This is a genomic window from Nonomuraea fuscirosea (genome assembly GCF_003001935.1).
Classification (GTDB): domain Bacteria; phylum Actinomycetota; class Actinomycetes; order Streptosporangiales; family Streptosporangiaceae; genus Nonomuraea; species Nonomuraea fuscirosea.
This window is the reverse complement of record NZ_PVNG01000009.1, coordinates 52151-74324: the sequence shown is the minus strand read 5'-3', so window position 1 is coordinate 74324 and position 22174 is coordinate 52151. Positions and strand designations below refer to the sequence as shown.

The following is a 22174-nucleotide window of genomic DNA, read 5'->3' as shown; positions in this document are numbered from 1 at the left end:
CAGAAATCGAGCACGCGTCCGTGCCGGAACCGCATGCCAGACTGTGAGAAGTGGGCGGAACGATCCTGGAGCGCGAAGACGAGCTGGGCAGCACCGCCCGCACTGCCGGTGACGGAGCCGGCAGCGTGGTCCTCATCTCCGGCGAAGCAGGCATCGGGAAGTCGAGCCTGGTCGAGGCCATCCGGAGGGTGCTGCCCGCGGAGGGCCGGCTCCTCGTCGGCTACTGCGACGACCTGGCGACGCCACGCGTGCTCGGCCCATTACGGGATCTCATCGGCAGCGTCGGCTCGACACTGACTCGGGCGCTGGAGCGCCGTGACCGAGGCGAGGTCCTGGAAGCCCTGCGCGACGAACTCGGCTGGACGGACCACCCGACCGTGCTCGCCGTCGAGGACGTGCACTGGGCCGACGAAGCGACCTTTGACGTGCTGCGATACCTGGTCCGCCGGGCGGCGCGACTGCCGCTGGTCCTGGTGCTGACCTACCGCGACGACGAGCTGAGCGCCGGCCACCCGCTACGGCAACTGCTCGGGCTGGCCTCGAGGGTGGGACCGGTCCGACGGCTGCGCCTGGCCCGGCTCAGCGCGGCCGCGGTACGCCAGTTGAGCGCCGCCGCAGACGTCGGCGCGGACATCGATGCCGACGAGGTCTTCGCGATAACCTCCGGCAACCCGTACTTCGTCACCGAGGTCCTGGCCGCCGGCGACGCGACGACGGTGCCCGTGACGATCGCGGACGCCGTCCAGGCCCGGGTGGCGCATCTCGACCCGGCCACGTTGGAAAGCCTCGAACGGCTCGCCGTTGTACCGTTGGGCGTGCAGCCCTGGCTCATCGAGGCGCTCGTGCCGGCGGGCCCGGCAGCGCTCGCCCCGGCCGAGCGACACGGTCTGCTCGCGGTCACCCCGAGCCGGGTGAGCTTCCACCACGAGCTCATCCGCCGCGCGGTGGTGGACTCGATGCCGACGGCGCGCCGGATGGCGGCCAACCGCAGCGTACTCGCCGCACTCCTGGCCCGGCCGGGAACCGACGTGTCGCGAGTGATGCACCACGCGGCCCAGGCAGGCGACACCGCCGTCATCCTCCGATACGGGCCGATCGCCGCCGAGGAGGCATCGGCGGCCGGGGCGCACCGGGAAACGGCGGCCCACCTGCGGCTGGTGCTCGACCAGCAGCCGATCCTCGAGCCACGAGCCGAGGCGAAGCTGTGGGAGGGCTTCGCCATCGAGAGCTACACCATCGACGCCCCCGGCGGGCGACGCCCTGGCGGCCCAAAAGCGCGCTGTCGAGCTGCGGCGCGGCGACGAGCCGCGCGCCTACGGCGCCTCCTTGCGCTGGCGGGGCGCGACGCCGAGGCCGTCGTCGTGGCTGAGCGGGCCATCGAGCTGGGCAAGGAGACACCCGGGACCCTGTCACACGCGCTCAACAATCTCGCCATGGCGCTCTGGCAGAGCGGCGACGCGCGCGCACGCTCCACCATGGAGGAGAGCCTCCGGGTCGCGCTCGCCGCCGACGAGCCGGAGCACGCCTGCCGGGCCTACATCAATCTCATCCTGTACTACCTGGAGCTCCCGCACCTCGGTGACGCCAGGCGACTGCTCCCTGAGGGCATCGAGTTCGCCGAGCGCTCGGATTTCGTGAGGTTCTCCCGGTACCTGCAGGTGGCGTTGGGACGCTGCATTTCGCGACGGCGGACTGGGACCAGGTCGTACCGGCCGCGGCGTACGCACTCGACAGCTCCCCGCCGGTGCGGTGCGCCGCGGTGACCCCTGATCGGCCGTACCCGGCTGCGCCGCGGCGAGCCCGGCGCCGTGGAGACGCTGCGTGAGGCGTGGCGGATCGCAGTGCCCCTGCACGAGTGCCAGTGGCTCGGCCCGGCCGCCGCGGCGCTGGCCGAGGCGGCCGGGCTCGACGGCGACGACGGCGCCGCCGTCGCCGAACTGACCGAGGCGTACGAGCTGGCCGGCCGGTTCGGCACGGCCGCCGTCCGTGCCGAACTGGCTGGGCCGGGGGGCCGGCCCGTCGGCGGGAACGGACTGGACCACCCATACGCGCTGCTCGCCGACGGCCGATGGCGCGAAGCGGCCGAGACGTGGCGGGCCGCCGGCTGCCGGTACGAGTACGCGGGCGGCCCTGGCCGACAGCCCCGAGACAGACGACCAACTGGCTGCCCTCGCCCTGCTCGACGGGCTGGGAGCCGAACCGCTGGCCCGGCTGGTCAGGACACGCTTGAAAAGCCTCGGTGTGGCTCGGATCCCGCGCGGTCCCGCACCCGCGACCCGGGACAACGCGGGCCGGGCTGACCGAACGCCAGAGCGAGGTCGTACAACTCCTCGCCCTGGGCATGACCAACGCCGAAATCGCCGGTCAACTCGTTCTCTCGGTGCGCACCGTGGACAGTCACGTCGCGGCGGCGCTTGCGAAACTGGGCGCCCGCACCCGTAAGGAGGCAGTCGCCCGCGCTCGCGACCTGGGCGTCCTCGACCCGCCGCGATGAAGGCCGAAGCCGGCAGGGAGTGATCCGGCCGGATGCGTCCTCAGGTCACTCACCGGCCGGACGCTGAGGGATGAGCAATCCCCACAGCCGATCTGGGTATCCGCTACTACCCATCAGCAGGGGTCGTTCCTCTACTCGTTGCCGACGGGCAGGGGCTGGTACACCAGCGGGACCTCCCACCCCGGTCAGCGTGACACCAAGCTGGTCGGCCTGGCGCAGTGCATCCGTGTGTGAGCCCACCTGACCCGATCGCCCGCTCTGCGCTCCATCTGAGGAGAGCAGACCCTTCAAGAACAGGAGCGCATACGATGCCCCGAGAAGTCATCTCCACGCCCGAGGCGCCGGAACACCCCAGCTACAGCCAGGCGGTGAAGGCGGGCAACACGATCTACGTCGCCGAGACAGTCGGAGTCGATGTGGCGACCGGCGAGCCGGCAAGGCCCACGATCCAGGAGCAGACCCGCCAGTCGTTGCTCAACTGCCAGGCGATCCTGCGCGCCGGCGGCGCCACTCTGAGCGACGCCGTCATGATCCACACCTTGCTCCTGCACCCCGAGGACGCCGACGGCGTCAACAAGGTCTTCGAGGAGTTCTTCCCGGACGTGCGGCCGCCGCGCTGCGTGAGCAAGCTGGGTGTCGACCGGCCTGGGATCCTGGTGTCGATCGCCATGGTCGCCGTCACGGACTGATCGACGAGTTCGCTGATCCGGGCCAGGACGATGCCAGGAGCAGGACAGGGCCGGAGGTGGTGGGTCGTGTCCTCTCGGACCGATGTCAGTCGGTGGGGCCGAGCCCGGTGACGCGTTGCTCGCGTACGTCCTGCAGGGCTCGCAGGTAGCCGATCTCCATGGCACGACAGATCAGGTTGTTCATCTCGGCGGAGCCATCGAGTCGTCCCCAACCGGAGAACTCGTTGGACACCGTCTCATCGGCCAACCGCTCGTCGCCGGCATCTCCAGGACGTGGCCCGTCGTACCGGATCCGGCTGATGAACTCACTCCATTCCTCCAGCTCGGCACGTACGTCGTCAGTGTTGCTCATGCTGGCCATCGTGACCCATGATCACCCTTATTGCGAGCCATCCGGCGTGCTCGGCGATGCGCCATCCTCTTCGGGCCGCCTGCCACCTGCACTGGTGCCGGGAACACTCCCCGCGTGGCCTCGAAACGCTCCGGTGGCATCGTCGCCGGCCGTGCGCACGGACGGCTGGTCGCGTAGCGTAACCAAGGTGACGCATCAAGACGCGCCGAACGACCCGCCACACGACGCGGTGGCTCCGGTTGCCGCGCTGGCCGACGCCTGCCGGCACTTCGCCACCCACGTGCGGCTGCTGGCCGACCAGCTCGGTGCCGTGGAGCTGAGCGACGACGACGTCGAGCTGGTTCACCATGCCGTCCATCAGGCTTTCACCGCGGCGGGGCTGGCGGGCGCGCTCGCCACCGGGCTGCAACGGCACACCGGCGAGCAGGACTGTCCGCACTACAACGTGCTCACCGACGCCGAGTGGGCACCGCTGGCGGAGAACGGCCGGCACGAGCGCAAGGCCGTCTACGGGTGCGAGTTGCAGCCCGGCCACGCGGGCGCCCACGCGGCGCACGTCCAGCTGCTGCCCGGACCCGACAGGTTCATCTGGATCCGCTGGGACATCCGCGCCCGCGAACTCGTCACGCTGCCGCCGTGCCCGGCCGAACGCGCCGACCCCGACCCTGATCCCCGCTCCCCCTACGGGGACGAGCCAGCGCCGTGCCTGCTGTTCGAAGGGCACATCGGACGTCACCGCTACTGACTCCCGCACTTCCTGGTTTCGGCTCGCGCGGCGTTTTCCACTCACTGTGCCGTCTCGGCGGGGACGCGGATCAGCAGAGCCTTGGGGGTGACCGCGATGCGGGTGGTGGTGCCGGGCTTGATCAGGTCGCCGTCGTACTGCCTGGGCATGGGCCGTGCGGTGTCCACCCGGATCGTCCGGGCGGTGAACCGCTCGATGCGCCGGTCCTCGCGCCGCGATCGGGTGAAGAGGCGGACGGCGACGCCCAGCCAGTCCCGCAGACCGTACGGGGAGAGCACCAAGACGTCGAGGCGGCCGTCGTCCGGTTCGGCGGCGGGGAACAGATGCAGCCCGCCCTGGACCCGGCCGACGTTTCCGACCAGCACCATCCTGACCCGTCGCCGGAGGGGCGGGCCGTCGTCCAGACGCAGAGTGACCCGGAACGGCCGATCGCGCAGCCGCGACAGCGCGCCGAAGACGTAGGCGAGGGCACCAAAGCGGCTCTTGGACGTCTCCGTGGTGTTCTCCAGCATCGCCGCGTCCAGCCCGATGCCTGCCATGACCGCGAACGTCTCACCGTCGATCTCGCCCAGGTCGACGGCGCGAGTGCGTCCGGTGACACCGGTGGCGATGCCTTCGGCCAGCGTCGTGCCCAGGGCGAGGTTCTGGGCCAGCAGATTGCCCGTACCGGCGGAGAGCACCGCCACCGGCACCCCGCTGCCGACCAGCCCGTCAATGACCGCCCGCACGGTGCCATCACCCCCGCAGGTGAAGACCAGGTCCACCTGTTCGTCCACGGCCCGCCGGGCCAGGCCCTGCCCGTTGTCCTCGATCGTGGTCTCGAACCAGAGCGGTTCGGCCCAGTCGTGCTTGGCCAGCTCAGCGGTCACCTCAGCCCGGCGGAGGTCCAGATCAGGCACCTTGGTGGGATTCACGATCACAGCCGCGTGGGGCATGTCCCTACTTCCCTATCGCGTGGTCGTCGGCGAGCGGCATCAGCCGGTGCAAGACGTTGCGGTAGGCGCGCAGGGCCATCCTCAGCCGCTCGGTCTCCGTGTCATCCTGGTCGGTGTTCTTCCAGGGCTCCCGGAGCTCACCCAGGCGGCGTTCCAGCGTCTCGTGGACGGCGGTCATCACTTCATCCATGAGCTCGTCGGCTCGCTGGACGGCTTCGCGCGGGTCGTCCACGAAGAACGCTTGGAGATCATGCCAACGCCGCAGGACACCGCTGGAGTCGCTGCCGAGCAACGAGCCGTGTTGTGGCGGCGCGGGCTCGGCCGCCGGGTCGAAAACGAGCTGGTCAGAGGTGACGGGCGGCGGCCTGTCGGGCTCTCGGGCCGACGCGGGCCGAGGTGGCGCTACGGCGGTTGCGTCGTCGAGACGCTCTCCGTCGTCGCCCATGTTCATGCGATCACCTCTCTTGAGTCGCCGTGCAGGTGGGGTGGCGGTCACGGGCGCCGGCGGCTGGTGGCGGGCGGTCCTCGTCGCAGGACGATGGGAGGCCATGGCCAGGATCACCAGGTACCAGGTCATGCCGGTCAGGTCTGCCTCCCGGAGACGAGATGCAGCAGGGGGCCAGCCGCTCGCGGACTAGCCGGGGCCGCCTGTCGGAGTCGTACTTCTTGAGCCAACCTCCCCGCGTGCGGCACGGACACAGCCGATTCCGGAACAGTTCATCGCCACAGCCGATCACCGGGGCCGTGGTGATCAGCCACGGTGATGAGCTTTGCTCGGAGCGCCGGTGGCTGTCCGCCGGTCAGCGGTATTGGCTGGGGCCGTCTGGCTGCCCGTCTTGGAGCGATGTGCGTCGGCGGCGACGCCCGAGCGCCGGCCAGCGGACGGGAAGGCAGCCATGGCGAGGACTGGCCAGGCGCCGGAGACCAGGCCGCTACCGACCGGCGATCCCGATCGGTTGGCGCTCGTGACTGGTGTCGGCGTCCTCAGCCACCGTCAGAACCCTGTCCTCGACCTCGCGCCCGAGTGTTACGTCGATGCGGCAGACGGCTGTCGCAGACTCGATGCACCGTTGGACGCCTCGCTTCTCGCCGACCGCTACCGTCTGCTCCGACCTCTCGGACGGGGCGGCATGGGAACGGTCTGGCACGGTCATGACGAGCTCCTGACCCGCGAGGTCGCGATCAAGGAAGTGCCGCTGCCTGACGGGCCCGAACGGACGATCGTGGCCGAGCGCACACGTCAGGAGGCACGCGTCACGGCCCGCATCAGCCATCCCAATGTCGCGGCCGTGTACGACGTCGTCGAGGTGTCCGGTCAGCCCTGGATCGTGCTGGAATTGGTGCGTTCTCGAACGCTCGGTCAAACGGTGGCCCAGGACGGGCCGCTGTCTCCGCGCACGGTGGCGAAGATCGGGCTGGAGCTGCTGCGGGGGTTGTGCGCCGCGCACGCGGCCGGGATCGTGCACCTGGACGTCAAGCCGGACAACGTCCTGCTGGCTCATGACGGTCGCGTGGTCCTGACGGACTTCGGTATCGCCGTGATGGACGGCGATGCCTCCCTCACCCCGGCCGGAACGCTGACCGGCACCATGGCTTACCTGGCTCCCGAGCGGGTCACCGGCGATACCCGCCGGCAGTCGGACCTGTGGTCGCTGGGCGCCACCCTTTTCATGGCCGTCGAAGGGCGGCCCCCCTTCTGCCGCGACACGACGATTCATACGCTCGTCGCCGTGCTCGCCGACCCACCGGACCCCTTCCAACGGGCTGGACCGCTCGCAGCCGTGCTCGCCGGCCTGCTCGACAAGAACCCCGCCACCCGGCTGGACGCGGTCGGCGCGCGCGAGCAACTCCGGCACGTGGCAGGCCTATGGCCGCTGAAGGACGAGCCGGCAGCGACCGCCGTCTTCCCCGGCGCTGAATCTGCCGCCGGGCGGGGTCACCGGCGGCGCAGCCCCGTCAGGCACATTCGGGGGCCGGCGCCGATCAGCGTGGGATCGGCGCTGCGCCGCGGCGGCGCGTTGCGCACCTCGACGTTGACGTGGTCAGCGGGAAACATGACGGTGCCGGTGCGCCGGGTCAACGGCCACGCCTTGCCCGCCGACTTCCCTGATCCAGGACTCCGGTTCGTGCGGTGGGCTTACGGGTGGGGCCGACGCCCGCCGGCCCGGCACTGGCCGAGCGCGATCTGATCAAGCTCGCCGATCTCGCCGGCGCACTGGCCCGGGCGCTCGATCGGCGGGTGTCGAGCCCGGCGCGGCGCGTCTGGTCGTCGACGTGGCGACGGCGATCACCCGGCGTGCCACGTCCCGCTGGCTGACCGACCCGGACGCGGTCTTTCCCGAACTGGTCCGTCAGGCCGCCGCCGAGCTGAACGCGGCGGTCGCGCCGCTCGCCTCGGCGGAGCGCCGGGGCGGCTGAACGTCGCCGCGGCGGAGATCTACTCGGGGCCGGGCAGGCGCTCGCCGGGCTCTGCGGCGGGGGCGGGGTGGAGGGTGGTGATGCCGGTGAGGACGAGGTCGATGCCGGTGAGGAACTGTTCGCGGTCGTCGTGGTCGCGCATCTGCTCCGCGATGGCCCGGATGAACGGGTAGTCGTCGGGGTCGAGCTCCTGCCAGGCGCTGGACGCGGTGTCGAGGAACGCGGCGCGGTCCGCTGCTGACGCGGGGGCGGTGTCGTCGCTCTGGCGGGTCTGGGTGGTGGCGCCGAGCAGGTAGTGGACCAGCGTCGAGGCCGTGGTGAACCAGTCGGCTCGCGGTACGCCGAGCGCGCGGACCGGCCGGCCGATGCGTTCGAAGATCCGCAGGGTCACCGGGCCCCAGGGGTTGCGGGTGAACTGGGTCGCGAGCTGGGCGGCGAGCCATGGGTGTGCGGTGACCGCGTCGAAGAGGCCGAGCGCGACGGCGCGGATGTCGTCCCGGGGCGTACCGGCGGTTTCGGCGGGGTGCGCGTCCAGGGCGGTGGCGACGACGGCGTCGGTCGCGGCTTCCAGCAGTTCGCTCATGTTGCCGATGTGCCAGTAGATCGCGCCGGAGCCGGTGGCCAGCCGGCTGGTCAGCGCCCGGACCGTCAGGGCGTCCTCGCCCTCCGCGTCGAGCAGCTCGACAGCGGTCTCGATGATGCGTTCGCGGGTGAGCACCTGCCTGCGTCGCTCTGACTGACGTGTCCGTGGGGCCATGCCGGTCATTCTCGCAGGTTTGGAGCAGTGGTCCAACATGGAGTACCGTTCCATTCATGGAGCAGTGCTCCAGAAACTGCCTGGTGTCTCACCGGGTGGTCGTGATCGAAGGAGGCTCAACGTGAACGACGTGGTGATCGTGGGTGCGGGCCCCGTGGGCCTGTTCCTCGCCGGCGAGCTGGCACTGGCGGGCTGCTCGGTCCTGGTGCTGGAGCGGGATCAGGAGAGGAGCTCGCCGTGGAAGGCACTCCCGCTGGGATTGCGAGGGCTGAACGCCGGATCGATGGAGACGTTCTACCGCCGCGGGATGCTGGACGAGCTGCTGAAAGCCTCCCGCGCCGACGGGAAGACGGTCGGCGCGGACCCCGATGCGCACGAAGCGCCGGCCCCTCGTGGGGTGAGCCACTTCGCGGGCATGCGGCTCGACCCGGCCGGCATCGACATCGCCGCCCTGCCGTTCCGGCTGCCCAGCCCGGCGATGGAGGGCATCATGACCAGCCTCGACGCGGTCGAGACGGTGCTGGCGGAGCGGGCGGTCGCGCTCGGCGTACAGATCCTGCGGGGTGCCGCCGTCGAGGCCGTGAGCCAGGACGGCGACACCGTCGTCGCCCGAGCCGGCGGGCGCGAGCACCGGGCGCGCTGGCTCGTGGGGTGCGACGGCGGACGCAGCACGGTACGGCAACTGGCCGGCTTCGCCTTCACCGGCACCGAACCGCTGTTCACCGGCTACACCGCCCACGTCACGCTGGCCGATCCACAGCAGCTGAGCCTGGGCTTCAACCTGACGCCGACCGGCATGTACCTGCGCACGCCCGTCGAGGGACACCTCGGCATGATGGACTTCGACGGAGGTACGTTCGACCGCTCGCAACCGCTGACCCGTGAGCACCTGCAGACGGTCCTGCGCCGCGTCTCCGGCACCGACGCGACGATCACCGAGGTCCATCGCGCCTCCAGTTTCACCGACCGCGCGATGCAGGCCACGACCTACCGCGACGGCCGCATCCTGCTCGCCGGCGACGCCGCCCACATCCACTCCCCGCTCGGCGGCCAGGGCCTCAACCTCGGCATCGGCGACGCCGTGAACCTCGGCTGGAAACTCGCCGCCACCGTCCACGGCACCGCCCCGGACGGCCTGCTCGACACCTACACCGCCGAACGCCACCCCGTCGGCGCGGCCATCCTCGACTGGTCCCGCGCCCAGGTCGCGACCATGAACCCCGGCCCCAACGCCCCGGCCCTGCGCCGGCTGCTGCACCACCTGCTCGGCACCCGCGAGGGCACCACCCACGTGTACCGGAGCACCTCGGGGCTGTCCCACCGCTACGACCTGGGCGACGACCGGCCGCTCGTCGGCCGGACCGCCCCGGACTTCCGCCTCGCCGACGGCACCCGCCTCGGCGACCTGCTCCGCGAAGGACACGGTGTCGCCCTCGACTTCACCGCCGGCGGGCGCCTGCACGACGCCGCGACGACCTGGAAGAGCCGGCTCCGCTACGCGGCCGGACCGGCGCGGGACGACCTCGGCTTCGGCGCCCTGCTGATCCGCCCTGACGGCGTCGTCGCCTGGGCCGACGACCACTCCCCCGACGTCGAGGCGTTCCGGGATGCCGCGACCCGCTGGCTCGGCGACCCGACACCCTGACCGAACACCGCAGAAGCCGACCGGCACCCGGCGGGCGCCAGCCCCCGCGGGCCGGATCCGTTCCGATTCAGAAAGCGTGAACCCCCATGCCGACCCAGCCCGAGCGCAACAAGGAAGTGGTCCGCCGCTTCTACGAAGCCGTCCTCCGGACACCCGGTGGCCCGGACTTCGCCACGATCAAAGAGCTGACCGACGAGCAGGAGGCCGAGCTCAACTGGGGGCACCCCGACAGCGGCGTCCACCGGGGGGCCGCCATCGGGCCGGCCCGGCACCGGATGCACGAGCTGACCGGGCTGGACCTCTCGGCCATCACCATCGACGAACTCGTCGCCGACGGTCCCACCCGCGTCGTCGTGGTGGCCACGAACAGCGGGGCCGACCTGCACGGCAACCCGTGGCGGATGACCGTGCTCGAACTGGTCGACGTGGTGCACGGCAAGATCACCAGAAAGCGCTCGTTCTACCAGGACACCGCGCTGCTCCGGGACATCTCGCTCGAACGCGAGGCGGCACGCGCCTGAACCGGCGGCCGGCGCCACCACCGGCGAATGGCGGCCCCAGCACCGGGGACCCCGCGGCGACAGCTCGTTTGCCGGGCGCCGGGGTCAGCGGCCTGCCTCTTTTCGAGGCCGGCGGGCGGCCAGCTCGACTCGCGTGAACAGGACGGCCAGCGCGGCCAGCACGGCCGATGGGGCCAGGAGCCATAGCCATCGCCGGCTCCACCAGCCGGCGGTCGGCTCCGCCGGCAGGGTGCCGCCCAGCCCTTCATAGGCCCACAGCACCACCAGGTACGCGGTCATGTGCCAGAGAAAGATGGTCAACGCGCCCACGTTGACGGCCACCACCGGCTTCCAGGCGGCCGGCCGGCGCAGCAGGCGTTCGGCGGCCGGCGTGATCAGGACCAGCAGCCCGAGTTGAAAGACGGCCAGCACGGCGATGGTGGCGTTGGTCGGGAAGATGTTGGATTCGGCGCCGGCGGTGGCCACCATCGAGGCGGGGTAGCCCGCGACCGCTGTCAGCCCGGCCAGCCCGGCCAGTCCGGCCCCCGCGACCGCGAGCCGTTGCGCCAGCGGACGCCGGCCCAGCTCCCAGGTACGCCAGGTGTAGCCGAGCTGGTGGCAGAACAGCCACACCAGGGCCGCGGTCGCCCAGCCCGACCAGGCCAGGCCGGCGCCGCGGTGCGCCACGCTGCCGAGGGTGATCAGCAGCGCGAGCGCCACCAGGACCCCGGCTCCGTAGCGGGCGTTCAGGCTCGCGGTGATCGGCACCATGGCGATCAGCAGGCCGTACACGCCCAGGAACCACAGCGGCGTCAGGTAGCCGGGGAACCACTCCCACATCCATCGGTGCGTGCCGGGCAGGGCGGACGCGATCAGCTCGCCGGCGAGCCAGACCAGGGCCCAGACGGTGGTCGGCCAGAGCAGCCGGCGCAGCCGGCCCCGGACGAACTGGCCGGCGGTCGTCCCGCGCGCCTGAGCCCGCTGCCAGCCGACCAGGTTCGCGTACCCACCGACCAGGAAGAACACCGGCATGATCTGCAGCACCCAGGTGGCCAGCCAGCCACCGGGCACGGCATGGATCGGGTTGGGCATGACCAGGCTGCCGTCGGCGGTGCGGTGGGTGACCGACAGCGTCCAGTGCCAGAGGGTGACGACCACGATGCACAGCGCGCGAGCGGCATCGACCACCCGGTCGCGGGACGACGGCGTGGCCGCCACCAGCCGGTCCAGCGTCGATCGCTCCCCCGCGCCGGGACGGGTGCGCCGGTCTCGGCGTCCGGTGCTCAGCGGTACAACTCCTCGATGTCGGCCGCGAAGTCCTTGTGGACCACGGCACGCTTGACCTTGAGGGTCGGGGTCAGATACCCGTTCCGCTCGGTCAGGTCGACCGTGAGGATCCGGAACCTGCGGATCGACTCGGCCCGGCTCACCGTCGCGTTGGCCTCGTCCACGGCCGTCTGCAGCCTGGCCAGCAGCTCCGGATCGTCGCGAAGCTCGGCCGGGCCGGCCCGCTCGGGCCGGCCGGCGGCCCGCTTCCATGACGCCAGCGCCCCGGCGTCCAGGGTGATCAGCGCGGCGGTGTACGGCCGCCGGTCGCCGACCACCACCGCCTGGCTGATGAGCGGGTGAGCGCGCAGGCGGTCCTCGAGCGGCTCCGGGGCGAGGTTCTTGCCCCCGGCGGTGACGATGATCTCCTTCTTGCGCCCCGAGATCGTGAGGAACCCGTCCTCGTCCAGGGCGCCGAGGTCGCCGGTGAGCAGCCACCCGTCGGCGGTCAGACTCTCCCCGGTCTTCTGCTCGTTGCGCCAGTAACCCTGGAACAGGATGGGGCCCTTGATCAGGATTTCGCCGTCGTCGGCGATCCGGACCTCCACCCCGGGCAGGGGCGGTCCCACCGTGCCGATCTTCTGCGCCTGGGGCAGGTTCACGGTCGCGGCGGCACTGGTCTCGGTCAGCCCGTAGCCTTCCAGCACGGTGATGCCGGCTCCGCGGAAGAAGTGGCCCAGCCGTACGCCCAGCGGCGCCCCGCCGGAGATGGCGTAGCCGACCCGGCCGCCGAGCGCGGCCCGCAGCCGCCGGTACACCAGCCGGTCGCACAGGCGGTGCGCCAGGCGCAGGCGCCGGCCTGGGCGGCCCTCCTCCAGTGCCTGGCTGTACGCCACGGCGGTCCGGTCGGCCCAGTCGAAGATCCTCCCCTTGCCCTGGGCGTGGGCCCGCTGCCGGGCGGCGTTGTAGACCCGCTCGAACACCCTGGGCGCCGCCAGCAGGAACGACGGCCGCAGGGCGGCCAGGTCCTCGGTCAGTCTGGCCCGGTCGGCGCTGTGCGCCAGGCACACGCCCCGCTCCACGCAGGCCACCTGGATCACCCGCGCGAACACGTGCGCCAGCGGCAGGAACAGCAGCGTCGAGGCGTCCCGGCCGAAGATGCGCTCCAGGCTGTCGATCGCACCGCGCGCCTCGTACAGCAGGTTGCCGTGACTCAGCATGCATCCTTTCGGGCGGCCGGTGGTGCCGGAGGTGTAGACGATCGTCGCCAGGTCGTCGGCCGACACCGCCCGGCGGCGCTCACGCAGCCGGCCGTCGTCCACGTCACGCCCGTCCTCGCGGAGACGGTCCAGCCCGCCGCCGTCGATCTGCCACACCCGCGGCAGCCTGGGCAGACCCTCGGACGCCTCCTCGACCAGGCGGCGATGCGTCTCGTGCTCGGCCACCACCGCGATCGGACCGGCGTCCTCCAGCACCCAGCGGACCTGCTCGGCCGAGGAGGTCTCATAGATCGGCACCGGCACCGCCGCCACCGTCCACAGGGCATAGTCCACCAGCGTCCACTCGTAGCTGGTGGCGGCCAGCAGCGCGACCCGATCGCCGGGCTGAATCCCGGCGGCCAGGAAGCCGGCCGCCAGGCTGCGGACGTCGGCCGCGAACCGCCGGGCCGTCACCGGGCGCCAGCCGCCGGCCGACCGGCACCGGAACAGGACCGCGTCGCCGTTCACCCGGTCGTCGGCGAACACCACGTCGGCGAGCTGGTCGTCGGGGGCAACGATTACCGGGGCCGGGACCGCATGGACACGCATCGTCGATCTCCTGTGAGGAAAAGGGCAACCAGGCGGCGCCGGCGGCTGCGGCACCGGGCGCTGCATGTACGGCGGCGTGAAGCAGCCAATCACTCTGCTTCCCCAGGTCACCGGACGCACACGTGACGGGCCGGGTTCGGCGGCGCAGCCCGGCCTGCCGTCGCCGGGCCGCGCCTGGACCGGCTCACCGCCGACGGCCACCCATGCTTCATGAACCGGCCGAGCTACCGCCAGGAACGAGCATCCCTCGCCCTTCGTCATATGAGCGACACGTAGAGTGATAGCAGGCCATTGCCTGGGGATCCCCGGCAAGGAACGTGAGCGCCGACATTCCGGTGGATGGAGACTCTCGTGGCAACCACCAAGAACGAGCGCCGGACCACCGCGGAGCTGGTGGACCGGCTCGCCCGTCCCACCGACGCCGACGTCGCCGCGGTCGACGCGTGGTGGCGCGCCAGCAACTATCTGACCGTCGGCCAGATCTACCTGATGGCCAACCCGCTGCTGCGCGAGCCACTGGCCGGCGAGCACATCAAGCCGCGGCTCCTGGGGCACTGGGGCACCAGCCCCGGCCTGGCGCTGGTGTACGCGCACGCGTCGCGGCTGATCCGGCACACCGGGCAGCAGATGATCTTCCTGGCCGGTCCCGGGCACGGCGGCCCGACACTGGTCGGGGCCGGCTGGCTGGAGGGCACCTACACCGAGATCTACCCGCATGTGACCATGGACGAGGAGGGCCTGCTGCGGCTGTTCCGTCAGTTCTCCACCCCCGGGGGGATCCCCAGCCACGCGTCGGTGCCGACCCCGGGCTCGATCCACGAGGGGGGCGAGCTCGGCTACGTGCTGGTGCACGCGTTCGGCGCGGTGATGGACAACCCGGACCTCATCGCGCTGGCGATGGTCGGCGACGGGGAGGCGGAGACCGGCCCGCTGGAGGGATCCTGGAGCGGGATCTCCTACCTGAACCCGGCCCGCGACGGCGCGGTGCTACCGGTTCTGCACCTGAACGGCGCGAAGATCGCCGGGCCGACCCTGCTGGCCAGGAAGGACCGGGACGAGGTCCGGTCCCTGCTGACCGGGCACGGGTATGACGTGATCGAGGTCGAGGGTGACGACCTGCCCGGCATGCACCACCGGTTCGCCGGCGCGCTGACGCGGGCGTGGGCGTCCATCAGGGCGATCCAGGCGGCGGCCCGCGGCGGCGACTGGGACGGCGCCCGGCCCCGGTGGCCGATGATCGTGTTGCGGACGCCGAAGGGCTGGACCGGACCGGACGTGGTGGACGGGGTGCGGGTGTCGGGCACGTGGCGCTCTCACCAGGTGCCGCTGGCCGGAATGAGGGGCGACGAGGAGCACCTGCGGATCCTTGAGGACTGGATGCGCTCCTACCGGCCCGAGGAGCTCTTCGACGGCCACGGCGCGCCCGAGGCGCTGGTGCGGTCGGTCAACCCCGAGGGAGAGCTGCGGATGAGTGCCAACCCGCATGCCAACGGGGGCTTGCTCACCGTCGACCTGGACCTGCCCGACTTCCGCGACTACGCGGTGCCGCTGCGGGTGCCGGGCCGGGACCGGCTCGAGTCGACCCGCAAGCTCGGCGAGTTCATGCGCGACACCTACAGCCGCAATCCGGACCGGTTCCGGCTCTTCTGCCCCGACGAGACCGACAGCAACCGGCTGGGGGCGGTGTTCGAAGCGTCCGACCGGGCGTTCGCGGAGCGCGTGACCGAGGAAGATGTCGCGATATCGCGGGACGGCCGGGTGATGGAAGTGCTCTCGGAGCACGCCTGCCACGGCTGGCTCGAGGGGTACACGCTGACCGGCCGGCACGGCTGGTTCGCCACCTACGAGGCGTTCGCCATGGTGTCGGCCTCGCAGACCGTGCAGCACGCGAAGTGGCTGCAGGAGGCGCGGGAGCTGGCGTGGCGGGCGCCGGTGCCGAGCCTGAACATCCTGCTGACCTCGACCGCCTGGCGCCAGGACCACAACGGTTTCAGCCACCAGGGGCCCGGCCTGATCCAGAACGTGATCACCCATCGGGGCCCCGTCAACCGGGTCTACCTGCCGCCGGACGCGAACACGCTGCTGTCGGTGGCCGACCACTGCATGCGATCGCGGTCGCGGGTGAACCTCGTCGTCATCGACAAGCAGCCGCAGTTGCAGTGGCTGACCATGGACGAGGCGGTGGATCACTGTGCCCGGGGTGCCGGGGTGTGGGCGTGGGCAGGCGCCGAGGACGGCCGCTCGGACCCCGACATCGTGCTCGCGTGCGCCGGGGACGTGGTCACCATGGAGACCGTCGCGGCGGCGAACCTCCTGCGCGAACGGCTGCCGCACTTCGCCACCAGAGTGGTCAACGTGGTCAACCTGATGGCCCTGCCCCCGCGCACGGTCCACCCGGACGGCATGGACGACCTCCTGTTCCGGGAACTGTTCACCGGCCACGTCGACGTGCTGTTCGCCTTCCACGGCTACCCGGGCGCGATCCACCAGCTGGTGCACGGCCGGCCGGCCCCTGACAGGTTCCATGTGCGCGGCTTCGTGGACGAGGGCACGACCACGACCCCGTTCGACATGGTGGTGCGCAACCGGGCATCCCGGTACCACCTGGTGATGGACGCGCTGAACGCCGCGCGACGGACCCCGGCCGGGGCGAGCGAGCTGAAGGCGTGGTGCGAGCGGCAGCTCCTCCGCCACCAGCGGTACGTGGTCGAGCACCTGCAAGACATGCCGGAAGTGCGGGACTGGTCGCTGGGCGACTGGGCGGAGCAGGGCTGAGCACGACGGCCGGATGGCGGCTGTCCGGGCTGCTCAGCGGCGATCAACGGCCGACGGGGCGGACCGGGTTCGTGCCACGCGCAGCACGGCGGCACCGGACAGGTACGCAAGCACCCCGGCCCAGGGGAGGCCGGTCGGGCCGTGGTAGCCGGGGCCGGCCACGGCGACGAGGAGTAGCCCGGCCAGCACCGCGGCCATTCCGAGCACGGTCGCGCCGTCGCGCCACAGGCCGCGCTCGACGGAACGCGGTACCGACCGGCGTAGTTCGATGCGCGCGAAGAGGGCGACCAGGACGGCGAGCACGATGGCGCAGGACGCCAGCCATGGCACCCGCCACAGCAGCCACGAAGCGGACTGCGGCGGGGGCTGCCGCAGGACCCCGGTCGGAAACAGCAGAGCGGCCGCGACCGCCGCCGCTGTCATGTGCCAGAGGAACACGGTCAGGATGACCGCGTTGGTCGCGATGACCGCGCTCCACGGGCCGATCCGGCGAAGCCATCGGCCGGCGGCCGGCTGGAGGGCCAGAATCAATCCGACCTGCGTGGCGGCGAGCGCCATCAGTGCGAGGGACGGCGGAGCCGTGTTGTCGCCGACCATGCCCACCGGGTACGGGCCCACCACGGTCAGTGCGACCAGGGCGGCCAGACCGCCCGCCGCGACCGCCACCGCGCCTCCACGGCCCAGCCGCAAGAGCCCGTCGCGCCAGCAGAAGCCGAGCTGGTAGAGCGTCAACCAGGCGAACAGGTAGGTGCTCAGACCCACGATCGGCACGTGCAGGCCCGTGCGCAGCAGGTCGGCTACGGCGACGATGACCACCATCACCACCGGGACGGCGAGCCCCGCGCGGCGGTGCAGCGCGTGCAGCCACGGCGTGAACACCACCAGGGTGAGGTAGGCCAGCAGGAACCACAGCGGAATCGAGGCGAGCCACGCCGCGTGGCCGACCAGCTGGCTGTTCACCCCGGCCGCCACCGCGGCCACGGACACCAGCGTCAGGCCCAGGAACAGCGCTGTCGTCGGCCGGAGCAGCCGGTCGGTCCGCTTCAGCACCCAGCTGATGCTGTCGCCACCGGACGCGCGGTGCGAGGCCATCGAGGCGCCGGCGGCGTAGCCGCCGACCAGGAAGAAGATCGGCATCACCTGGAACAGCCAGGTGACCGGATCCATCCACCGCAGGATGTCCAGCGCGTTGTACCCGGCCAGCCGGCCGTCCCGGTAGGTCACGGCGACGACGAACCAGTGCCCGAACACCACCAGGCAGATGGCCAGTGCGCGCCACATGTCGACGCCGCGCTCACGGCTGTCGGGCGTGCGCACCGCCAGGTCACGAACCGTCGCCACCATCCCACGCATGACTTCTGCCCCTCCCCCGCCCAGGCGCGACCTACCCGGCGCTCATTCTCGATATGCGCCTGACGTGCGGAAACAACGGCAAAGGCCGCTCGTTCCGATAACGGGAGGCCAGGGCCTCAGCGACACAGCCCGAGCTCGCCGGGCCACGGCGGAGGGTGGTTACGCGCCCTCAGGCGCGGGCGCGCGGAGGGGTGTGGCCCCGGCCATGATCGCGTCGATCCGCGCGAGGTCCTCCTTGCTCAGCCTGATGTCCAGCGCGCCGGCAGTCTGCTGAAGATGAGCCCTGCGACGGGAGCCGACGATGGCCACCTGGACCGCGGGGTGCGCCAGCACCCACGCCACGGCGAGCTGCCCGATCGTGGCCTCTCGCTCCTCAGCGAAGCGGCGAAGCTCGCCGACCACCTCCACGTTCCGGCGAAAGGTGTCACCGGTGAAATCGGGGCTGCCCGATCGCCAGTCGTTCGCGGGGAAGGTGGTGTTCTCGTCGAACCCGCCGCCCAGGAGCCCGTGCGCCAGCGGGCTGTAGGCGAGCACGCCCAGATCGCGCTCGGCGGCATAGGGCAGGACGCCGGACTCGATGTCCCGATGAAACAGGTGGTAAGGCGACTGCAGCGCTTCGACCTGCCGTTCGGCCGAGAACGCGCGCATCTGCCCGGCGTCGAAGTTGGAGACGCCGACATGGTGGACGAGGCCCTCGTCGACCATGTCCCACAAGACGGCCGCCGTCTCCGCCAGTGGAGTCCTCGGGTCTGGCCAGTGGACCTGGTACAGGTCGATATGGTCGGCTCCCAGCGCGTTCAGGCTCTCCTCCACACCGCGCCGGATCCACTCAGGGCTGGAGTCGCGGACCAGCGTGTCGCCGTCCATGCGCAGCCCGCCCTTGGTGGCGATGACCACCTGGGTCATCTCACCGGCCAGAGCCTTGCCCAGCAGCCGCTCCGCGGTCCCGAAACCGTACCCCTGGGCGGTGTCGAAGAGGTTGATGCCCAGGTCACGGGCATGGCGGATGCTTTCGATCGCCGCCCGCTCCTCGACCTCGCCCCACTCCCCGCCGAACTGCCACGTGCCGTAAGCGATCGGCGTGACCTGAAGCTGCGTGCGGCCCAGCTCTACCGTCTCCATCTCTCGCTCCTCAGCAGTGTCGCTTACGTCGCCATCTACCCGGCGCTCGGCCGGAGAACCTTCCTGAAGTGCGGATTCAGGTCCAGGCGGTGGTGATCAGCCGGGCCCCGGCCCGGTGGCGTTCGCGGATCCGGGCAGAGGCCGGCCCCGGTTCCGTTACCGCTCGTCCTCTGAGGTCGCCGCCGACGGCCGGGAAACGAGCCGTTCGACCTCTGTTGCTTCTGGGGTGATGTCACCGAGTCGCTACCGCCCCCGGGCGAGCTCGCAGCGGTCCCCAGAGGGCGATTCCCGCGCAGGCGAGGGTGAGCAGGAACGGGTGGGTGGCGCCGCGTTCGACGAGGCCGACGAGGACGTTGGCCCCGGAGATGATGTCGGCGAAGTAGGCCACCATCGACACCAGGCCGATCACGCCGGCCGCGACCAGCGTCCGCCCGAGTCTCGGCGCGAGCCCGGCGCGCCGGTGCATGCTCCCGAGCGCGATGGCCAGGACGTTGCCGCCGACGAAGCCCGCCAAGGCGCCCAGGGCGTGGAAGTCACCGGTGCCGTCGTTCATCGCCTCGCCGGATCCGGGGAACAAGCCGAGCAGGACACCGCCGGCGGCCAGCAGCGTCGCGGGTACGAGCGCCGCCCAGCGGCGCCGGCCGGGCAGGCCGCGCAGCGCGGCCACACCGGCCAGGATCGTGATCCCGAACAGGAAGAAGCCGGTGTTCATCACCCAGGCCAGCGGTGAGTACATGTACTGCCCGAACAGCGTCGAGGGCCCGTGGACGCCGAGGTTGCTGATGAAGTGGTACGTGTAGCTGTAGGGCGGATCCGTCCAGGCCGCGGCGGCGATGAACTCGGTCAGCAGGAAGATCATCGGCCCCGCGATGAGCAGGGCTCCCGCGGTTCGGCGCTGCTGCCGCGAAGGCGGGCACGCGCCGGGGGTGAGCACTTCAGGCGCTGCGTCGTTCGCGAGTTCGAGGCTCGGGAGCGGGTTGGTGTCGCCGGCCATGGTTCTGCTTCCTTCCGGTGCTGAGCGTTGCGGTCGGTACAGGTTCGTCCCGATACGCTAACTTCACTCGATTACTTACTACACCGAGACTACTTTTACCGTCAATGTCGTTGTAGTCCGGCAGTAGTAGGCTCTGCCCATGGTTGACGGCATGGCCGTGGGACGGCGGGAACGCAAGAAGGCGGCGACGCGGGCGGCGATCTTGGACGCGGCGACGGCGCTCTTCCTCGAGCGCGGCTTCGACGGGGTCAGCGTCCGCGAGATCGCCGACCAGGCGGACGTCTCCCCCAAGACGGTCTTCACGCACTTTCCGCAGAAGGAGGCGCTCGTCTTCGGTGACGAGGACGAACGGCACGAGCGCCTCGTGGCGGCGGTCCGCGACCGGCCGCCGGGGAGTTCGATCTCCGACGCGCTCAAGGCGCACTATCTCGCCGAGATCGCCGCGATGAGGACCGGGCCCCAACGCCGGATCCTCGCGCTCATGGAGGAGACGCCGGCCCTCATCGATTACGCGGAGAAGATGTGGTTCCGCCACGAGGACGCTCTGGTCGCCGCGATCGTCGAGGAGTTCGGGCTCACGGAGCCGACCGAGGAGATCCGGTTCTACGTCCGTTTCGCCTTGCAGATCCAGCTCAGCGCCACCCACGAGGCCGATCCGGAGCCGACCGTCGACGCGGGGTTCCGGCTGCTCGACGAAGGCTGGGCGCGATACGACGAGGGCGGCGACCAGAGCGCGTCCAGGTGAAGGACTCGCGCTCGGAACAGGAGCGCGAGGGGCGGAACGGTGGTCAGACGGTCGTGCGGGACCACTGCTGGTTGGTGCCGGTGTTGCAGGGATACTGCTTGAGGATCGCGCCGTCCGCGGTCGACGCGGACGGCACGTCCACGCACTTGCCGCTGTGGCGGGCCCTGAGCTGGAAGTAGCTGCCACTGGCGACCAGCTGGAACTGCTGGTTGGCGCCGGTGCCGCAGGTGTACTGGACGAGTTCGGCGCCGTCGGCGGTCGAGGCGCTCACCACGTCGAGGCACTTTCCGCTGTGACGGCTGACGATGCGCCAGTAGCCGCCGCCGGCGTCCTGGAAGCGCCACTGCTGCCAGGCGTTGCCGAGGTAGGTGTACTGGCCGACGCGTGCGCCGTTGTCGGTGTTCGGCTGCTGGACGTCCATGGCCTTGCCGCTGTGCCGTACGTTGATCCGGTACGTGGCCGGCGGGGTCGGGTCGCCGATGCTGTCGCCCCAGGCGTAGCGGATCCGGTCGGCGCCGGAGGGGTTGCGCACGGTCAGGTCGAGACTGGTGCCGCTGCCGCTCAGGGCGTACATCGAGTAGTGGTCGTAGCCGAGGCTTCCGGTCGGTTTGCCGCCGAGGGCGGGCCAGTAGGTGCCGCCCATGTTGTTGTCCCGCATGACCTGGGCCATAGCGCGGATGTGGCGGACGAAGTTGTCGGTGCTGTTCGCGTCGCCGTAGTCGAGGCCGGTGGCCATCGGCGCGCCGAACTCGGTCGCGACCGCGCGGGAGGCGCAGTTGCCGAGGCGGGTCTGGATGTGGGTGCGGAAGGCGTCGTACGTCATCGCGCTGTAGAAGAAGGCGTAGTGGTGGAAGGAGAGCAGCGTGGCGTTGAAGCGGCTGTCGTTGCAGACGTCGCGCAGGTCCTGGCTGTAGCCGGTGCCACCGATGAGCACCCGGCCGGGTACGGCCGAGGTGTGGTACGCGAGCCAGTTCGCCGCGACGTCGCGCCATTCCGCCGAGGTGTAGCCGTGCGGCTCGTTCATCGGCTCGAAGTAGACGTTGCCGTTGGAGCCGTACGTGCTGGTCACGCTGGACCACATCGTGTTCCACGCGGCGAGGTTCGTGATCCGGCCGCCTGAGGCGGCGCCGTCCTCCCAGTAGGCGAGGATGACCTTGAAGCCGCGCGCGGTGGCGGCGTCGATGGCGCCGCGGTAGGCGTTCCACCAGGTGGTGTTGGCCACGGTGTGCGTGTTGATGGGCAGCCGGACGGTGTTGACGCCCATGGTGGAGGCCATGTCGTCATAGAGGGCGTTGGCCTTGGCGCGTACGGTCGCGTTGCTGTCGGACTGGCTCAGGCCCTGGACGACGAGCGTGCCGGTGCTGAAGTTGTCGCCCAGGACGGCCCAGTTCATGCCGCGGAACTGGCTGGTGGCGGCCTGGGCCGGTGGCGCCGAGACGATGAGGCCGGCGGCCGCGACGAGCGCGGTCGCCAGCAGGACGATCAGCGACCGGCGCGGCGACCGGGTGTTTCGCGACGATGAGTGGCCGTCGGACGGGGTGATCAGTGTCATGAGATATCCCATCACTGGAGCGTG

The 22174-nt window shown here is 71.1% G+C and carries 21 protein-coding genes; 11 read left to right on the top strand and 10 right to left on the bottom strand.

The genetic code is table 11. From position 1 onward, the window contains the following. Positions 1-50 precede the first annotated feature (50 nt). The 4 genes from B0I32_RS21415 to B0I32_RS21405 all read left to right on the top strand — a co-directional run bounded on the left by B0I32_RS21415 (position 51) and on the right by B0I32_RS21405 (position 3183). Entirely contained in the window at positions 51-1763 is a 1713-nt protein-coding gene (locus B0I32_RS21415) for an AAA family ATPase (protein ID WP_106242102.1), read from the top strand. A gap of 45 nt (positions 1764-1808) precedes the next feature. Continuing rightward, entirely contained in the window at positions 1809-2300 is a 492-nt protein-coding gene (locus tag B0I32_RS58890; protein ID WP_219911972.1) for a hypothetical protein, read from the top strand. A gap of 41 nt (positions 2301-2341) precedes the next feature. After that, the gene (locus B0I32_RS61705) at positions 2342-2494 is read left to right on the top strand and encodes a LuxR C-terminal-related transcriptional regulator (RefSeq protein ID WP_425438109.1); all 153 of its coding nucleotides are present in this window, start codon (positions 2342-2344) and stop codon (positions 2492-2494) included. Positions 2495-2802: 308 nt separating this feature from the next. Beyond that, on the top strand, positions 2803-3183 hold the full coding sequence (locus tag B0I32_RS21405) for a RidA family protein (protein WP_106242100.1): 381 nt from the start codon (positions 2803-2805) through the stop codon (positions 3181-3183). Between the two features lie 85 nt (positions 3184-3268). Here the strand turns inward: B0I32_RS21405 and B0I32_RS21400 are convergent, their stop codons facing one another. After that, positions 3269-3535 (bottom strand): hypothetical protein, encoded by a 267-nt coding sequence (locus B0I32_RS21400; RefSeq protein ID WP_146178259.1) that lies wholly within the window; start codon positions 3533-3535, stop codon positions 3269-3271. A gap of 187 nt (positions 3536-3722) precedes the next feature. On the opposite strand from B0I32_RS21400, the gene B0I32_RS21395 reads away from it, so the two are divergent. Further along, on the top strand, positions 3723-4280 hold the full coding sequence (locus tag B0I32_RS21395; protein WP_146178258.1) for a hypothetical protein: 558 nt from the start codon (positions 3723-3725) through the stop codon (positions 4278-4280). A 41-nt stretch (positions 4281-4321) separates the two neighbouring features. On the opposite strand, the gene B0I32_RS21390 is transcribed toward B0I32_RS21395, so the two are convergent. Beyond that, positions 4322-5215, bottom strand: coding sequence for a diacylglycerol/lipid kinase family protein (locus tag B0I32_RS21390; RefSeq protein WP_219911932.1), 894 nt, complete (start codon positions 5213-5215; stop codon positions 4322-4324). Positions 5216-5219: 4 nt separating this feature from the next. Beyond that, positions 5220-5666 carry a hypothetical protein gene (locus B0I32_RS21385; RefSeq protein WP_106242093.1) on the bottom strand — a complete coding sequence of 149 codons (447 nt, stop codon included), beginning with the start codon at positions 5664-5666 and terminating at the stop codon, positions 5220-5222. A gap of 445 nt (positions 5667-6111) precedes the next feature. On the opposite strand from B0I32_RS21385, the gene B0I32_RS21380 reads away from it, so the two are divergent. Both B0I32_RS21380 and B0I32_RS58880 read left to right on the top strand, forming a co-directional pair. Further along, on the top strand, positions 6112-7404 hold the full coding sequence (locus B0I32_RS21380) for a serine/threonine-protein kinase (RefSeq protein WP_106242091.1): 1293 nt from the start codon (positions 6112-6114) through the stop codon (positions 7402-7404). 85 nt (positions 7405-7489) lie between these two features. Continuing rightward, entirely contained in the window at positions 7490-7633 is a 144-nt protein-coding gene (locus B0I32_RS58880) for a hypothetical protein (protein ID WP_219911931.1), read from the top strand. Between the two features lie 19 nt (positions 7634-7652). Here B0I32_RS58880 and B0I32_RS21370 read toward each other — a convergent pair whose 3' ends face one another. After that, entirely contained in the window at positions 7653-8390 is a 738-nt protein-coding gene (locus B0I32_RS21370) for a TetR/AcrR family transcriptional regulator (protein WP_106242088.1), read from the bottom strand. 121 nt (positions 8391-8511) lie between these two features. Between B0I32_RS21370 and B0I32_RS21365 the strand changes: the two genes are divergently transcribed. Together B0I32_RS21365 and B0I32_RS21360 are read left to right on the top strand one after the other, a co-directional pair. Beyond that, positions 8512-10035: an FAD-dependent oxidoreductase gene (locus tag B0I32_RS21365; protein ID WP_106242085.1), complete on the top strand. Its 1524-nt coding sequence runs from the start codon at positions 8512-8514 to the stop codon at positions 10033-10035. Between the two features lie 86 nt (positions 10036-10121). Further along, the gene (locus B0I32_RS21360; RefSeq protein ID WP_106242082.1) at positions 10122-10556 is read left to right on the top strand and encodes a nuclear transport factor 2 family protein; all 435 of its coding nucleotides are present in this window, start codon (positions 10122-10124) and stop codon (positions 10554-10556) included. Positions 10557-10640: 84 nt separating this feature from the next. Here the strand turns inward: B0I32_RS21360 and B0I32_RS21355 are convergent, their stop codons facing one another. Beyond that, positions 10641-11753, bottom strand: a complete 1113-nt coding sequence (locus B0I32_RS21355) for an acyltransferase family protein (protein WP_245955946.1) — start codon at positions 11751-11753, stop codon at positions 10641-10643. A gap of 65 nt (positions 11754-11818) precedes the next feature. Beyond that, a complete protein-coding gene (locus tag B0I32_RS21350; protein ID WP_106242079.1) occupies positions 11819-13609 on the bottom strand; it encodes an AMP-dependent synthetase/ligase in 1791 nt (596 codons plus the stop codon). A 390-nt stretch (positions 13610-13999) separates the two neighbouring features. Between B0I32_RS21350 and B0I32_RS21345 the strand changes: the two genes are divergently transcribed. After that, entirely contained in the window at positions 14000-16384 is a 2385-nt protein-coding gene (locus tag B0I32_RS21345) for a phosphoketolase family protein (RefSeq protein ID WP_245955966.1), read from the top strand. A gap of 33 nt (positions 16385-16417) precedes the next feature. On the opposite strand, the gene B0I32_RS21340 is transcribed toward B0I32_RS21345, so the two are convergent. The 3 genes from B0I32_RS21340 to B0I32_RS21330 form a co-directional block, all read right to left on the bottom strand. Beyond that, positions 16418-17737: an acyltransferase family protein gene (locus B0I32_RS21340; protein WP_181307629.1), complete on the bottom strand. Its 1320-nt coding sequence runs from the start codon at positions 17735-17737 to the stop codon at positions 16418-16420. Between the two features lie 159 nt (positions 17738-17896). Then, the gene (locus B0I32_RS21335; protein ID WP_106242073.1) at positions 17897-18859 is read right to left on the bottom strand and encodes an aldo/keto reductase; all 963 of its coding nucleotides are present in this window, start codon (positions 18857-18859) and stop codon (positions 17897-17899) included. A gap of 232 nt (positions 18860-19091) precedes the next feature. Beyond that, positions 19092-19853: a DUF998 domain-containing protein gene (locus B0I32_RS21330; protein WP_106242071.1), complete on the bottom strand. Its 762-nt coding sequence runs from the start codon at positions 19851-19853 to the stop codon at positions 19092-19094. A gap of 139 nt (positions 19854-19992) precedes the next feature. Between B0I32_RS21330 and B0I32_RS21325 the strand changes: the two genes are divergently transcribed. Next, the gene (locus B0I32_RS21325) at positions 19993-20598 is read left to right on the top strand and encodes a TetR/AcrR family transcriptional regulator (protein WP_106242069.1); all 606 of its coding nucleotides are present in this window, start codon (positions 19993-19995) and stop codon (positions 20596-20598) included. Between the two features lie 43 nt (positions 20599-20641). Here B0I32_RS21325 and B0I32_RS21320 read toward each other — a convergent pair whose 3' ends face one another. Further along, entirely contained in the window at positions 20642-22150 is a 1509-nt protein-coding gene (locus tag B0I32_RS21320) for an RICIN domain-containing protein (RefSeq protein ID WP_106242066.1), read from the bottom strand. Between the last annotated feature and the right edge of the window lie 24 nt (positions 22151-22174).